Source organism: Enterobacter asburiae, assembly GCF_007035645.1.
Lineage (GTDB): Bacteria > Pseudomonadota > Gammaproteobacteria > Enterobacterales > Enterobacteriaceae > Enterobacter > Enterobacter asburiae_B.
In genome coordinates, this window is sequence record NZ_AP019632.1 from 2,267,602 (window position 1) to 2,280,846 (window position 13,245).

At 57.0% G+C, this 13,245-nt stretch carries 13 protein-coding genes; 8 read left to right on the plus strand and 5 right to left on the minus strand.

Features of this window, described 5'->3' with window-relative positions; genetic code table 11:
• Positions 1–4 precede the first annotated feature (4 nt).
• The 3 genes from FOY96_RS10760 to FOY96_RS10770 all read right to left on the minus strand — a co-directional run bounded on the left by FOY96_RS10760 (position 5) and on the right by FOY96_RS10770 (position 3,970).
• A complete protein-coding gene (locus FOY96_RS10760) occupies positions 5–1,660 on the minus strand; it encodes a glucan biosynthesis protein D (RefSeq protein ID WP_033145508.1) in 1,656 nt (551 codons plus the stop codon).
• A gap of 356 nt (positions 1,661–2,016) precedes the next feature.
• Entirely contained in the window at positions 2,017–2,790 is a 774-nt protein-coding gene (locus tag FOY96_RS10765; protein WP_025756391.1) for a transporter substrate-binding domain-containing protein, read from the minus strand.
• Between the two features lie 10 nt (positions 2,791–2,800).
• Positions 2,801–3,970, minus strand: a complete 1,170-nt coding sequence (locus FOY96_RS10770; protein ID WP_143347022.1) for a pyridoxal phosphate-dependent aminotransferase — start codon at positions 3,968–3,970, stop codon at positions 2,801–2,803.
• A 115-nt stretch (positions 3,971–4,085) separates the two neighbouring features.
• On the opposite strand from FOY96_RS10770, the gene FOY96_RS10775 reads away from it, so the two are divergent.
• Positions 4,086–4,928, plus strand: coding sequence for a LysR family transcriptional regulator (locus tag FOY96_RS10775; RefSeq protein ID WP_039262517.1), 843 nt, complete (start codon positions 4,086–4,088; stop codon positions 4,926–4,928).
• Here the strand turns inward: FOY96_RS10775 and FOY96_RS10780 are convergent.
• Entirely contained in the window at positions 4,915–6,420 is a 1,506-nt protein-coding gene (locus FOY96_RS10780; protein WP_143347023.1) for a carboxylesterase/lipase family protein, read from the minus strand. The two genes, FOY96_RS10775 and FOY96_RS10780, sit on opposite strands and share 14 nt — an antisense overlap.
• 43 nt (positions 6,421–6,463) lie before the next feature.
• Positions 6,464–7,807 (minus strand): 2-oxoadipate dioxygenase/decarboxylase HglS, encoded by a 1,344-nt coding sequence (gene hglS / locus FOY96_RS10785; RefSeq protein ID WP_143347024.1) that lies wholly within the window; start codon positions 7,805–7,807, stop codon positions 6,464–6,466.
• Positions 7,808–8,336: 529 nt separating this feature from the next.
• Here hglS and FOY96_RS10790 point away from each other — a divergent pair.
• The 7 genes from FOY96_RS10790 (at position 8,337) to cydB (ending at position 13,240) form a co-directional block, all read left to right on the plus strand.
• Positions 8,337–8,522 carry a con-10 family general stress protein gene (locus FOY96_RS10790; RefSeq protein WP_143347025.1) on the plus strand — a complete coding sequence of 62 codons (186 nt, stop codon included), beginning with the start codon at positions 8,337–8,339 and terminating at the stop codon, positions 8,520–8,522.
• A gap of 94 nt (positions 8,523–8,616) precedes the next feature.
• Positions 8,617–9,111, plus strand: coding sequence for a YciE/YciF ferroxidase family protein (locus FOY96_RS10795; protein ID WP_008502272.1), 495 nt, complete (start codon positions 8,617–8,619; stop codon positions 9,109–9,111).
• A 23-nt stretch (positions 9,112–9,134) separates the two neighbouring features.
• Positions 9,135–9,338, plus strand: a complete 204-nt coding sequence (locus FOY96_RS10800) for a hypothetical protein (RefSeq protein WP_008502273.1) — start codon at positions 9,135–9,137, stop codon at positions 9,336–9,338.
• Between the two features lie 25 nt (positions 9,339–9,363).
• Complete coding sequence (locus FOY96_RS10805; RefSeq protein ID WP_014831871.1) at positions 9,364–9,870, plus strand: ferritin-like domain-containing protein; 507 nt, start codon at positions 9,364–9,366, stop codon at positions 9,868–9,870.
• A gap of 15 nt (positions 9,871–9,885) precedes the next feature.
• A complete protein-coding gene (locus FOY96_RS10810) occupies positions 9,886–10,758 on the plus strand; it encodes a manganese catalase family protein (RefSeq protein ID WP_064672479.1) in 873 nt (290 codons plus the stop codon).
• A 68-nt stretch (positions 10,759–10,826) separates the two neighbouring features.
• Positions 10,827–12,230 carry a cytochrome ubiquinol oxidase subunit I gene (locus FOY96_RS10815; protein WP_033145500.1) on the plus strand — a complete coding sequence of 468 codons (1,404 nt, stop codon included), beginning with the start codon at positions 10,827–10,829 and terminating at the stop codon, positions 12,228–12,230.
• A complete protein-coding gene (cydB, locus tag FOY96_RS10820) occupies positions 12,230–13,240 on the plus strand; it encodes a cytochrome d ubiquinol oxidase subunit II (RefSeq protein WP_033145499.1) in 1,011 nt (336 codons plus the stop codon). Before FOY96_RS10815 ends, cydB begins: the two co-directional genes overlap by 1 nt.
• Positions 13,241–13,245 lie beyond the last annotated feature (5 nt).

Genomic DNA, 13,245 nt, shown 5'->3' on the forward strand with positions numbered 1-13,245 from the left:
ATCGTTAACGCATTATCCGGTCGTCAACGTAGTTACGTTTATCCGGCGCTGGCGGGAAATACTGGTACAGCCAGGTTTCACTGATGGCATCGCCCTGGCAGCGCAGGAACAGGCGCATATCCACCGGCTCCGTCGAATCCGAGGTTGGGTACCAGTCAAACAGGATTCGATAGCCGTCAAACGGCTCAACGTAGAGGATCTCAACCTGCTTCGCTTCACCGCTGGAGAGCGTAATCACCGGCTCGATGCCTTTTGGCGCAGCGGCCTTGAGGTCGCCACCGACGAAGTCGATAGCAAAGCGACGGGCCCACACTTTCGGGTAATTTTCGCCCGGTGCCCAGCCTTCCGGGAAGCCGCCCATGCCGGTACGGGTGGCGAAGACGTTGGCCAGCGGAGAACGCACCGGCGGCATGGCGCTCCAGTACAGACGATATTTAAAGTCCAGCTCGTCGCCCGCCTTCACCGCTTTTTCCGGCTGCCAGAAGCAGACCACGTTATCCAGCGTTTCGCCGGTGGTCGGGATCTCCATCAGGCCAACCGCGCCTTTACCCCAGTCGTTACGCGGTTCAACCCACAGGCTCGGGCGTTTGTTATACCAGCCCATCACGTCCTGATAGTGCGAGAAATCGCGGTCGAGCTGCAGCAGGCCGAACCCTTTCGGGTTTTTGTCCATATAGGCGTTAAACTGCAGCTTCTGCGGGTTGTTCAGCGGACGACAGATCCACTCCCCGTTGCCGCGCCACATTGCCAGGCGGTCGGAGTCATGAATTTGCGGGTGAATGGTGTCACACATGCGGCGTTCGTTATTGCCGCAGCTGAACATGCTGGTCATCGGCGCGATGCCGAGCTGCTTGATGTCCTTCCGCGCATAGAGATGGTTTTCCACCTCCATAATCACCTGGCTCTTCTCGCAGTGGATCACGAATTTATAGGCACCGGTGATGCTCGGGCTGTCCAGCAGCGTGTAGACGGTAAAAGTCGTGTCGCCGGGCTTGACGGTTTCAAACCAGAAGGCGGTAAAGTCCGGGAACTCTTCCGGCGTGTCGGTAAAGGTGTCTACCGCCAGACCGCGCGCGGAAAGGCCGTACTGGTAGGTGTCATCCACCGCGCGGAAATAGCTCGCGCCCAGGAAAGAGACAATATCGCGACGCGCCAGCTCAGGCGCCTTAAAGGCGCGGAAGCCCGCAAAGCCGAGATCGCTTTGCCCTTCCAGCTGTTTGGTATCCACACCCGTTTCACCGTAGCTGAACAGCTCCGGACGGAAGTGGATCTCGCGCGCCATAGAGGTTGACTGGTCCAGCGAGAACATCCGCACGCGGCGACGGAACCCCATCCCCATATGGAAGAACTGCACGTCCAGCTGACGCCCTTCAATGTTGTTCCACAGTGACTGTTTTTCATCGTAGCGGATGGCGTTGTACGCCTGCGGCGTCATGGTTGCCAGCGTGTCCGGCAGCGGACGCGGCGCGCCACCCCACGGGGTTTTCGCCAGGTCATGCGCCATGGATTGCAGTACGGAGAAGTCGAAACGACGGCTCTGGCCGTCAGCAATGTCAGAGTCGGCAGCGTATGCCGCTTTGGAAAACAGGGAAGCAAGGCCAGATGTGCCGCTCAGGGCTGCCACTGCCAGCGAGCCTTTTAGAAAACGTCTGCGATTCATGCCTGGAAAAACGTCCTTATGGTCGTGTGAATGTGTTTCGCGCTCGGCGAAATGACGGCAAGAAAGAACGCACAGCCTAAACAAAAATGGTTAAGAATCCAATTGTTGGCCGGTGATTATATGAACAAAGTGAGAAATATTTTCTGTCGACCAGAACGGCCCGAAAGTGGTGTAAAAAACAGTAAATACACAAAATCATTCATGCTGGATCAAGGCGGCAAGTCTGAGAATCCCCAGGAGCTTACTTAAGTAAGTGACTGGGGTGAACAGACGTAGCCAACGCAGAGGCAGCGTGAAGGATGAAGTGTATTAAAAATGCCCCGGCGCGACATCGTTCGCCGGGGCTAATGAGGCGGTTATTTTACGCTGACATCGATACCCGGGAAGTACTTATCAGCGAGTTTAGCGATCGTGCCGTCGGCACGTACTTTATCAATCGCGGCATCAAGCTGCTTTTTGGTGGCCTCGTCACCCTTACGCAACCCAAAACCGATCCCACTGCCGAGGATAGTGTCGTCAGACACCGGTTTGCCGATGAAGCCAAACCCTTTCCCCTGCGGCTTGCTGAGGAAACCTGCCTGCCCGGCCGCGGACATGACCAGCGAGGCGTCGATACGGCCATTCAGCAGATCGCCCCAGGCCATATTCTGATCTTTATAAGACACCACGGTGACACCCTGCTTTTCCCAGTGCTCTTTGGCATAGGTTTCCTGGATGGATCCCTGCAGCACGCCGATGGTTTTCCCCTTCAGCCCTTCTGGGGTTGCCTCAACCGCCGTACCTGCCTTGCCGACCAGCTGCGACGGAATACGGTAGATCGGTTGGGTAAAATCAATGCTCTTGCGGCGCTGCTCGGTGATGTTCATCGCCGAGTTGATGGCGTCAAATTTCTTCGCCACCAGGCCCGGGATCAGCGCATCAAAGGAGGTTTCAACCCAGCTGCACTTCAGCGCTGCCGCTTTGCAGATGGCATTCCCCAGCTCAACGTCAAACCCTTCCAGTTCGCCCGCCGCATTGCGGCTCTCAAACGGCGGATATTCCGCTTCCAGACCGTAACGCAGCTCGGTGGCCGCGAAGGAAGAAAAAGTACACAGCAATCCCATGCCGACAACTAACGCGCGTAATTTCATCTCATACTCCTCAGCGTGGTTTAACCCGACACAGGGCCTGGGCACCTGCCCGTAACGTCGCCTCATCTTTCGCAAAAGAGAGACGAATCAATTTATTATCCGTACCGTCCGCATAAAACGCCGACAGCGGAATGGTGGCAACGCCGTACTCAACGATCAGCCGTTTCACCAGCTCGCTGTCGCGCTCGTCGCTGAACTGGCTGTAGTCCGCCAGCATGAAGAACGATCCGGCGCTCGGCAGCAGCGTAAACGGCGAATCGGCCAGCAGGCTGTGCAGGAGATCGCGCTTGCGCTGGTAAAACGCCGACAGCGACAGCCAGGTTTGCGGGTCGACCATATGCTCAGCAAACGCGTGCTGCATTGGCGTATCGGCAGAAAACATTAAAAATTGATGCACTTTACAAATCTCGTCCATCAGTACCGCCGGTGCAACACAGTAACCCACGCGCCACCCGGTGACGTGATAGGTTTTTCCGAAAGAGGAAATAATCACGCTGCGCTCCGCCAGCTGCGGGTGCGTGGCCATCCCGTGATGCGGCTCGCCGTCAAAAACGACGTGTTCGTACACTTCGTCAGACAAAATAATGATGTCGGTATTGCGCGTCAGCGCCACCAGCTGCTGCAGGTCACTGGCGGAGAAGACCTGACCGCTCGGGTTATGCGGCGTATTGATGATGATCATGCGCGTGCGCGGGGTGATCGCCGCGCGAACCTCATCCCAGTTGACGGCAAAATCCGGCACGGTGAGCTTGATGGCAATCGGGGTTGCCCCCTGAAGACGGACAATCGGCGCATAGCTGTCAAAGGACGGCTCAAAGTAGATCACCTCATCGCCAGGGTGCACCAGCCCGCTAATCGCCGAATAGAGCCCTTCGCTGGCGCTGGCGGTCACCAGCACCTCGCTGGCAGGGTCGTACTGCGTGCCGTAGAGCGTGGCAATTTTATCGGCAATACGTTCCTTGAGCGGCTGCAGACCGGTCATCGACGCGTACTGGTTATGCCCCGCCTCCATTGCGCGGGTGACGCCCGCAATCAGCTTCGGGTCGCAGGAAAAATTCGGTGCGCCCTGAGAAAGGTTAATCGCGTTATGCTGCGCCGAGAGCTGGCCGATAACGGTAAAAATAGTGGTTCCCACATCCGGCAGTTTGGATCGCGTTTGCACAGGCGTTCGTAAAGTCATCCTCTTTCCCTTCTCATGGACATTGCATAACTATTCAAACAACATCTGTGCTGTCGGGACAATCGAATTGTTGTCATAATAGCCATGAGAAAAATGCATAGCTGAGGTGTTTTCTATGTCACGCCGTTCGCTCCCCCTTAATGCCATCGACGCATTTTTAGTCACCGCGCGTCACCTCAATCTTACCCATGCCGCGGCGGAACTGTGTCTGACGCAGGGGGCCGTGAGCCGTAAGATTGCCTCCCTTGAGGCGTGGTTTGGCTTTCCGCTTTTTGAACGCCACGCGCGCGGGCTGCGCCTCTCACCGCAGGGTAGCGCCCTGCTTCCGGAGCTGCAGTCCGCTTTCGAGCAGCTGCTGTCCGTGGCCGACCAGGCCCGCAGCCAGCACACCGTGATCCGGCTGAAGGCCCCCACCTGCGCCATGCGCTGGCTGGTGCCGCGCCTGCTGGAGGTGGAGCGCGAGCATCCGGATCTGCAGATCGCGCTGACCACCACTACCGATCACAACGTCAATTTCAAAACTGAGTCTTACGACGCGGCCATCGTGTTCGGCACGCACATGAGCGCAGGCGATCTGCTGTTCGAAGAGGCGCTCACCCCGGTGATAAGCCCGGTGCGGGCGGGTGCAGCGCTGGGTTCGCTGACGTTTCTGCACCCGACAAGGGACAAGACAGACTGGTCGCTGTGGCTGACGAAACAGGAAGGTCCGGGCTTTGCCATGCATAAAAATCAACACTTCGATACGATGGATCTCGCCATTACGGCCGCCATTCAGGGGCTCGGCGTCGCCATCGCCGACGAAACGCTGGTGGCAGAAGATATTCACGCTGGAAGGCTGGTACGGCCCTATGAGACAAGCATAAAAACCGGCGCAAGCTACCGGCTGGTGCTGCGCGAAACGCCAGGCGAGGAAAATGGACTGGCGGCGTTTCGCGCCTGTTTGCTTAATCGAGGCTGACGTGGTGCTTCATCACCCGTTTGAAGAGGCTCATGCGGGCGCGCATAAAGCGGTTTTCAAGCCTGAAAGCTGCATGTTTATTCACACCAATGCGTAACAGAACGTCCCGCCCTTTACGGCACGCGGGCCAGTGCGTCGGCCCGGGCAGGATGTCGCGACGACCCGCGTCACGCGCAAAGCTCACCCAGTAATCCGCCACCTGGGCAGCAAACTGCAGATCTCGCTCATTGACGTACTGACGTGAAGGCTCCACCTGACCGAGCGTATCGAAGACGTAGGGAACTTCGTTGCCGTGCCAGGCACCGTTGATGTACGTGGCATGTTCAGCCTCTGCGACATAGTCAAACCAGTAACGCCAGCACAATCCGCCGACGCGCTGCTGGGCCTGCATCACCACGTAGCCCATCGTGGTAAACGCCATGTCGCGACACACCTGCCTGCCCAGCTCTTCATCGCCCTTCACGCCCGGGTAGAGCAGCTTAATCAGCCCCAGCCCGAAGCGGCGCTCCCTGCGAAGCTTCTGAATTTGTCCGGCGAGATCGATGCCAAACACCGCCATCACGCTGGCTTCATCGCTGTTGGAGCCAATCATCACCGGCACCGGATGCTGACGCGCGGCGAAAAAGACGTCAAGCATGGCTTCCGGCAGAACACAGTCTCCTGCGATAGGCGCCGGAGCGACGTTCAGCGGCGCGGTGAGCGGCCAGAACGCCTCGGGCGGAATGGCGCGCAGCTGCCCGGCGGTCGCATTTTCCAGCCCGAAATGGGCGGCCAGCGCTTCCCCTTTTTGCAGCGCCTGCTCGCGCGGCGTGTCCGGTAAGGTGTATCCGCTTTGCACAATCGCCTTGTGGAATAATCCTGCTGCCAGCGGAGAGGCCAGCAGCGAGAGCACGCTGCGCGCGCCAGCGGATTCGCCAAACAGGGTCACATTGGCGGGATCGCCGCCAAACCCGGCGATGTTATCCCGCACCCATTCGAGCGCGGCGATCTGATCCAGCAGGGCAAAATTATGCACTACGCGCCCTTCCTCGCCTTCCAGCGCGGGATGGGCGAAAAAGCCAAGATGGCCGAGACGGTAGTTGATCGTGACCACAACCGCGCCACGCATGGCCAGCGCTTTGCCGTTATACGGCGGCAGGCCTCCGGCACCAATCGTAAACCCGCCTCCGTGCAGCCAGACCATAACCGGAAGCGGCTCGGCCCGCTCTGCGGGAGACCAGACGTTAAGGTAGAGGCAATCTTCGGAAAACTGGCCCGGATCGCCGCCGCCGAGCTCCTGACAATACTCGCTGCTTTGCCAGCTTGAGGGCGAGAATGCCGTGGCCTCGCGCAGCCCATCCCAGCGTTCAGGCGGCCGGGGCGAGCGCCAGCGCCACTCCCCCACGGGCGGCGCGGCGTAGGGAATACCGCACCAGACGTGGACGTTTTCATCGGTTAAACCAGACAGTGCGCCCTGGCGCGTTTCAACCACAGGGGCGGAAGGATTTTGCATAACGACCTTAATTTTTCCATCACACCCCAGCAGAGTAACGATTTCAGAGCAAACCGCAACGCTGTTTACTGCGCGTTTCAGCCTCCTGGTAGAGCGTAAACTCGTCATACACCGGGCATCCCAGCGCGTCTTCAAACGCATCGCGGCTGGCGTTACCGTGGCTGCGGGCCTGGGTTTCGTTCCCGAGGTTGGACTGGAAAATCCCCGCGGCGCTGACCGGGAGGAAATCTTCGTAGGTGATCGGCTGGGCAACCACCCATCCGCGCTCGATCAGCGGCTGCGGATCGTCTCCGGGACGAAACGCATGACGATGCGCATCCCCGGCTGGCGTCAGGCGGTAGCGGAAATAAGCCAGCTCCTGACGGCGCATGAGCATTTCGCTGTCCGGGAAGGCGCTAAAGATCTCCCGCAGATGCAGCTGATGGGTCAGGTTATCTTTACCGGTACCGGCCTGGGCGAGGAGGCTATCGTACAGTTCACGGCCTTTCGGGGTCAGCGCCACGCCGCGCTGTTCAATCTCACCGAAGCGCGCGGTGTGGGTGCCTTTATGTTCACCGGCAAACAGCACCGGCTCTTCCAGCGCCTTGAAGCTGGTTTGACGCAATAAGACGGGCACCTCGCGACGCGGCGGACCTTCGATCAGAATTTTTGGCTCGATGCCGTACTTCGGCATCAGCTCCTGCACCCGGTCAATGTCCAGCGTGCGCGGCGTGAGGTGGTTAATGTGGCAGCCCGGGAAGCAGACCACGTCGGCAATCAGACGGTGCTCGTTGTGCAGCGCCAGATAGGTTTCCTGATCGACCGTCGCATGGCGGTGCCAGCGGAAGGTTTCTAACGCTTCCTGCACAAATTTGTGCGCCTGTGCGTCAGTAAACTGCCCTTCCGACTCGTGGAGGTCGATCAGTTCCAGGCAGCGCGGGGTGAAGATGTTGCGGTGAGACAGGATCTCCGCGGCCCGCTCGCGCAGCGCGACGTTTTCAATCAGCTCAAGACGCAGCAGCGAGGTAAAAATACGAAACGGATTTCGGCACAGCGCCGCATCCTCTATCGGACGAAACGCCGTTGAGTGGACGGGCACCCCCGCCTGAGAGAGATCGTAATAGCTGACCGGGTACATACCCATAATGGCAAACATACGGCGCAGGGTTGAAAGTTCCTGTGCCGTGCCCACGCGGATCGCCCCGTGACGCTCCACGTTCAGGCGCGCAAGCTCATCGGCGTTAGCCAGTTGTTCATGTAATAGTGGATTATTTTCCAGAACCGCCAGGTTTACGTCCGCAACCAGTTCAAGCAAGGTGCCGTACTGCGGAACTTCCTGCTGGTACATCGCCGACATAGCCTGCGAAAAGTGTTCCCGAATGTCATCAGCCGTGATGGTGTTCGCCATGATGTCATGCCTCCAGTGAATATTACCTGGAGTGTAGAGAAACCCGTTCCTTCCGGGGGGAAGAATTTCTGAATTGTGATCTTAAGACGACAGTGGTCAAACCGTGTGCTATCAGGCCCCTGAACAGCGCCGAACGGAACCGCCCTTTCAACCTGAACGCTTTTATCCAGGATTTTCCTTATAATTATTTAGGGTTCCGCTTTCTATCTATAAAGGAGTATTTTTTGGCTCTCTTCTGAGTGCAAATTAACCAATTCGAGTACGCCATTATTTTTATCCTCTTCTTTCAAATTTTTAGCTCGAAGTTAGGATTAATCTGAATGGTTGTTTACAAGTCCTTCCTGTCTATCCATATTTCCATTTTAAGCGAAGCGCAAATTTACAAATATTTAAAAATAACGCAACCGCAAATAGCAAAACGCATTTGACGGATGACGCACAGCGACTAGAGTTATTACTCGAACGACGAGTGATACGGAATATTTTCGTATCGTACTGACATAACCAATATATGACTATGAGGTTTAATATGGCAGAGCATCGTGGTTGTTCCGGTAATTTCGCTGAAGACCGTGAAAAAGCATCAGAAGCTGGACGTAAAGGTGGCCAGCATAGCGGTGGGAACTTTAAAAACGATCCGCAACGCGCTTCTGAAGCGGGTAAGAAAGGAGGACAGAACAGTCACGGCGGAGGCCGTAAATCTGATAACTCCTGATCTTATTTAATACTCTTTTAATAAAACCAGAGAGCATGCTGCGGGCTGAAAAGCTCGCAGTACCCTTTCCTTATTTTACCGGAGCGTAATTATTATGAATATGAAAAGCGTCGAGGATGTCTTTATTCATCTTCTCTCGGATACCTACAGCGCAGAAAAGCAGCTTACCCGTGCGTTAAGCAAACTTGCCCGCGCCGCCTCCAGCGAGAAGCTGAGCGCCGCTTTTACCGCACACCTTGAGGAGACGCAGGGTCAGATCGAACGTATCGACCAGATCGTCGAGCAGGAAGACGGTATCAAGCTTAAGCGCATGAAGTGCGTGGCGATGGAAGGCTTAATTGAAGAAGCCAACGAAGTCATCGAAAGCACGGAAAAAAATGAAGTACGTGATGCCGCACTTATTGCCGCCGCGCAAAAAGTCGAACATTACGAAATTGCCAGCTACGGTACCCTTGCAACACTAGCTGAACAACTGGGCTATAAAAAAGCCGTTAAGCTTCTTGCCGAAACGCTGGAAGAAGAAAAAGAGACCGACCTTAAACTCACCGACCTGGCCGTAGGAAATATTAACCAAAAAGCGCAGAAATGACGCAATAATACAGGTTAAATAAAATGAGCATCAGTCCCAGGACAATTAAACGGTGCCATTTAGCGGCAGCCATAATATGGTTCATTCTCGCCATCCCTTCCGTAATATGGTGGAAGAACAGCGTGCTATGGGTCATTATCATCAGCATTTACGCCAATATTGTCGGCCATTTATCTGGCTACAGTGCCGCGCGTGCCGATCAGGCTGCTGAAAGTGAGACCAAATAAGCGAACCCCTAATGAGGATACAATGATGAATCACGTAGAACACTACCATGACTGGCTACGCGATGCCCATGCGATGGAAAAGCAAGCCGAATCTATGCTGGAATCCATGGCCAGCCGTATCGATAATTATCCTGATGTTCGCGCCCGAATTGAGCAGCATATTAATGAGACAAAACGGCAAATTACATTGCTGGAAGAAATCCTCGACCGTAATGATATTTCTCGTTCGGTTTTAAAAGATTCGATGAGCAAAATGGCGGCGCTCGGCCAGTCCATCGGCGGCATGTTCCCGTCTGATGAGATCGTGAAGGGTTCGATCAGCGGCTATGTTTTCGAACAGTTTGAAATAGCCTGTTATACCTCCCTGCTCGCGGCGGCGAAGAAAGCAGGCGACACGGCCTCGGTACCTGCCATCGAGACGATTCTGGCGGAAGAACGAGAAATGGCCGACTGGCTGATTCGCCATATTCCGCAGACCACGGAACAGTTCCTGCTGCGTTCAGACGCATCGGGCGTCGAAGCAAAAAAATAATCAGGGAGAATCGCCATGTTCCGACACGTCAAACAGCTGCAATACACGGTTCGCGTTGCCGAACCGAACCCAGGCCTCGCCAACCTTTTACTGGAACAGTTCGGTGGGCCTCAGGGCGAACTGGCTGCCGCCTGCCGGTACTTTACGCAAGGATTGAGCGATGACGATCCGGGCCGTAAAGATATGCTGATGGATATCGCGACCGAGGAGCTAAGCCACCTCGAAATCATCGGTACCCTAGTCGGCATGCTGAATAAAGGTGCCAAAGGCGCGCTGGCGGAAGGGGTGGAAAACGAGGCCGAGCTGTATCGCTCCATGACCGAAAACGGCAATGACAGCCACATCACCTCCCTGCTCTACGGTGGCGGCACCCCGCTCACTAACTCGGCGGGCGTGCCCTGGACGGCGGCCTACGTCGACACCATCGGCGAACCGACGGCGGACCTGCGCTCAAACGTGGCAGCAGAGGCCAGAGCGAAAATCATCTATGAACGGCTGATCAACGTGACCGACGATCCCGGCGTAAAGGATGCGCTGGCGTTTCTGATGACGCGCGAGGCGGCGCACCAGCTCTCCTTTGAGAAGGCGCTGCAGTCCATCCGTAATAATTTCCCACCGGGAAAATTGCCGCCAATCGAGGAATTCACCAACAAGTACTACAATATGTCTGAAGGTGGAGAGGTTCGCGGAAGCTGGAACAGCGATAAACATTTCGATTACGTTGAGTCCCCCCAGCCTGCGGTTGACGGCGGCGATGGCAGCGCAAGCGTCACGCTCACGACCGAACAGGCAACCCTGCTCAAGGCGATGTCTGCCCGCACGAAGTCCGATCCACATTCTGACCCGCTGACCGGTGCCGAGCTGGGTGCCGGTAAGACTAAACCGTAATCGGTTTTGCCGGGCAGCCATAAACTGCCCGGCAATTCTCGTGCCCCATCGTTTCAGAGGTACGGACCATGTTCGAACTCGACGCGTTCCATCTGGCCAGAATTCAGTTCGCTTTTACCGTCTCGTTTCATATCCTTTTTCCTGCGATCACCATCGGCCTCGCCAGCTATCTGGTGGTGCTGGAGGGCATGTGGCTGCGTACAAAAAACGACGTCTGGCGATCGTTGTACCATTTCTGGCTCAAGATATTTGCCGTTAACTTCGGGATGGGTGTCGTTTCCGGCCTGGTCATGGCGTACCAGTTTGGCACCAACTGGAGCGGGTTCTCACAGTTCGCGGGCAGTATTACCGGCCCTCTTCTGACCTATGAAGTCTTAACCGCCTTCTTCCTTGAAGCCGGTTTCCTTGGCGTCATGATGTTCGGCTGGAATAAGGTCGGCCCGGGCCTGCACTTCTTTTCAACCTGCATGGTGGCGCTCGGCACGCTGATGTCGACCTTCTGGATCCTCGCGTCCAACAGCTGGATGCATACGCCGCAGGGCTTCACTATCGAGAACGGACAGGTTATTCCGCAGGACTGGCTGGCGATCGTCTTTAATCCCTCCTTCCCTTACCGCCTGATTCATATGGCTATCGCCGCGTTTCTGAGCAGCGCGCTGTTTGTCGGCGCGTCGGGCGCATGGCACCTGCTGCGCGGTAACGATACCCCCGCCGTCCGCACCATGTTTTCCATGGCGATGTGGATGGCGCTGCTGGTCGCTCCCATCCAGGCGGTCGTGGGCGATATGCACGGCCTGAACACGCTAGAGCATCAGCCGGCCAAAATTGCCGCCATTGAGGGACACTGGGAAAATCCGCCGGGCGAGGCCACCCCGCTGCTGCTGTTTGGCCTGCCGGATATGGAGGAGGAGCGCACCAAATACGGTCTGGAGATCCCCGCGCTTGGCAGCCTTATCCTGACCCACAGTCTGGATAAGCAGGTCCCGGCGCTGAAGGATTTTCCGAAAGAAGATCGCCCTAATTCGACCATCGTCTTCTGGTCGTTCCGCGTCATGGTGGGGATGGGGCTGCTGATGATTACCCTCGGGCTGATTAGCGTCTGGCTGCGCTATCGTCATCGACTTTTCCACTCTCGCCCGTTCCACTGGTTTGCCCTCTGCATGGGGCCTGCCGGGCTGCTGGCGCTGCTCGCCGGCTGGGTCACCACCGAGGTGGGCCGTCAGCCGTGGGTGGTCTACGGCTATCTGCGCACCATCGACGCGGTATCGCTGCACAGCACCCTGCAGATGAGCATCAGCCTGCTGGCGTTCTTCGTCGTCTACTCGTCGGTGTTTGGGGTGGGCTATGTTTACCTCATCCGGCTGATTAAGAAAGGACCGCAGCCTGTCGATACGCTGACGTCAAACACCTCGGGCACACCCGCCCGTCCGCTGTCTGCCGCTGAGTCTGTTCCTGAACAGGAGAGAAACTGATGGGCGTCGATATCTCAGTTATCTGGTTTGCCATCATCGTCTTTGCCACGCTGATGTACATCATCATGGATGGCTTTGATTTGGGCATCGGCCTGCTGTTTAACTTCGTGGGCGATGCGAAGGAGCGCGATGTGATGGTCAACAGCGTGGCGCCGGTCTGGGACGGCAACGAGACCTGGCTGGTGCTCGGTGGCGCAGGCCTGTTCGGCGCGTTTCCGCTGGCCTATGCGGTGATTATTGATGCGCTCACCATTCCTCTCACCGCGATGCTGATCGGCCTCATCTTCCGCGGCGTCGCCTTTGAGTTCCGCTTCAAAGCCACGCCGTCGCACCGCAAATTCTGGGACTACTCCTTTGCCGGCGGCTCTCTGCTCGCCACCTTCAGCCAGGGCGTGGTGGTGGGCGCCGTGATTAACGGCTTCGACGTTGAGGGGCGGCGTTTCGTCGGCTCCGCGCTTGACTGGCTCACCCCCTTTAACCTCTTCTGCGGCATCGGGCTGGTTGTGGCCTACACGCTGCTGGGCACCACCTGGCTCATCATGAAAAGCGAAGGCGCGCTGCAGGCCCGCATGCGCGAGCTGACCCGCCACGTGCTGCTGGCGCTGGTCGTGGTGATTGCGGTAGTGAGCATCTGGACGCCGCTCGGCTGGCAGTACGTGGCCGACCGCTGGTTTACCCTGCCCAACTTCTTCTGGTTCCTGCCGGTGCCTCTGCTGGTTGCGCTTTTCAGCGTGCTGATCTGGCGCCTGACCCGCAACCCGGCCAGCCACGCTCGCCCCTTCCTGCTGACGCTGGGGCTTATTTTCCTCGGGTTTAGCGGGCTCGGCATCAGCCTCTGGCCGAACATTATTCCGCCGCGCATCACCCTGTGGGAAGCCGCGGCCCCGCCTGCCAGCCAGCTGTTTATGCTGGTAGGCACGTTGCTGATTATTCCGGTGATCCTGGTGTACACCGCCTGGAGCTACTACGTCTTCCGGGGCAAAGTGTCGGATACTGAAGGCTATCACTGAGGAAC

Coding starts and splice junctions, on each gene's coding strand:
- FOY96_RS10805 (WP_014831871.1), top strand. CDS start 9,364: ATGAATCACGTAGAACACTACCATGACTGGCTACGCGATGCCCATGCG.
- FOY96_RS10815 (WP_033145500.1), top strand. CDS start 10,827: ATGTTCGAACTCGACGCGTTCCATCTGGCCAGAATTCAGTTCGCTTTT.
- FOY96_RS10780 (WP_143347023.1), bottom strand. CDS start 6,420: ATGCAAAATCCTTCCGCCCCTGTGGTTGAAACGCGCCAGGGCGCACTG.
- FOY96_RS10795 (WP_008502272.1), top strand. CDS start 8,617: ATGAATATGAAAAGCGTCGAGGATGTCTTTATTCATCTTCTCTCGGAT.
- FOY96_RS10765 (WP_025756391.1), bottom strand. CDS start 2,790: ATGAAATTACGCGCGTTAGTTGTCGGCATGGGATTGCTGTGTACTTTT.
- cydB (WP_033145499.1), top strand. CDS start 12,230: ATGGGCGTCGATATCTCAGTTATCTGGTTTGCCATCATCGTCTTTGCC.
- FOY96_RS10760 (WP_033145508.1), bottom strand. CDS start 1,660: ATGAATCGCAGACGTTTTCTAAAAGGCTCGCTGGCAGTGGCAGCCCTG.
- FOY96_RS10775 (WP_039262517.1), top strand. CDS start 4,086: ATGTCACGCCGTTCGCTCCCCCTTAATGCCATCGACGCATTTTTAGTC.
- FOY96_RS10800 (WP_008502273.1), top strand. CDS start 9,135: ATGAGCATCAGTCCCAGGACAATTAAACGGTGCCATTTAGCGGCAGCC.
- FOY96_RS10770 (WP_143347022.1), bottom strand. CDS start 3,970: ATGACTTTACGAACGCCTGTGCAAACGCGATCCAAACTGCCGGATGTG.
- hglS (WP_143347024.1), bottom strand. CDS start 7,807: ATGGCGAACACCATCACGGCTGATGACATTCGGGAACACTTTTCGCAG.
- FOY96_RS10810 (WP_064672479.1), top strand. CDS start 9,886: ATGTTCCGACACGTCAAACAGCTGCAATACACGGTTCGCGTTGCCGAA.
- FOY96_RS10790 (WP_143347025.1), top strand. CDS start 8,337: ATGGCAGAGCATCGTGGTTGTTCCGGTAATTTCGCTGAAGACCGTGAA.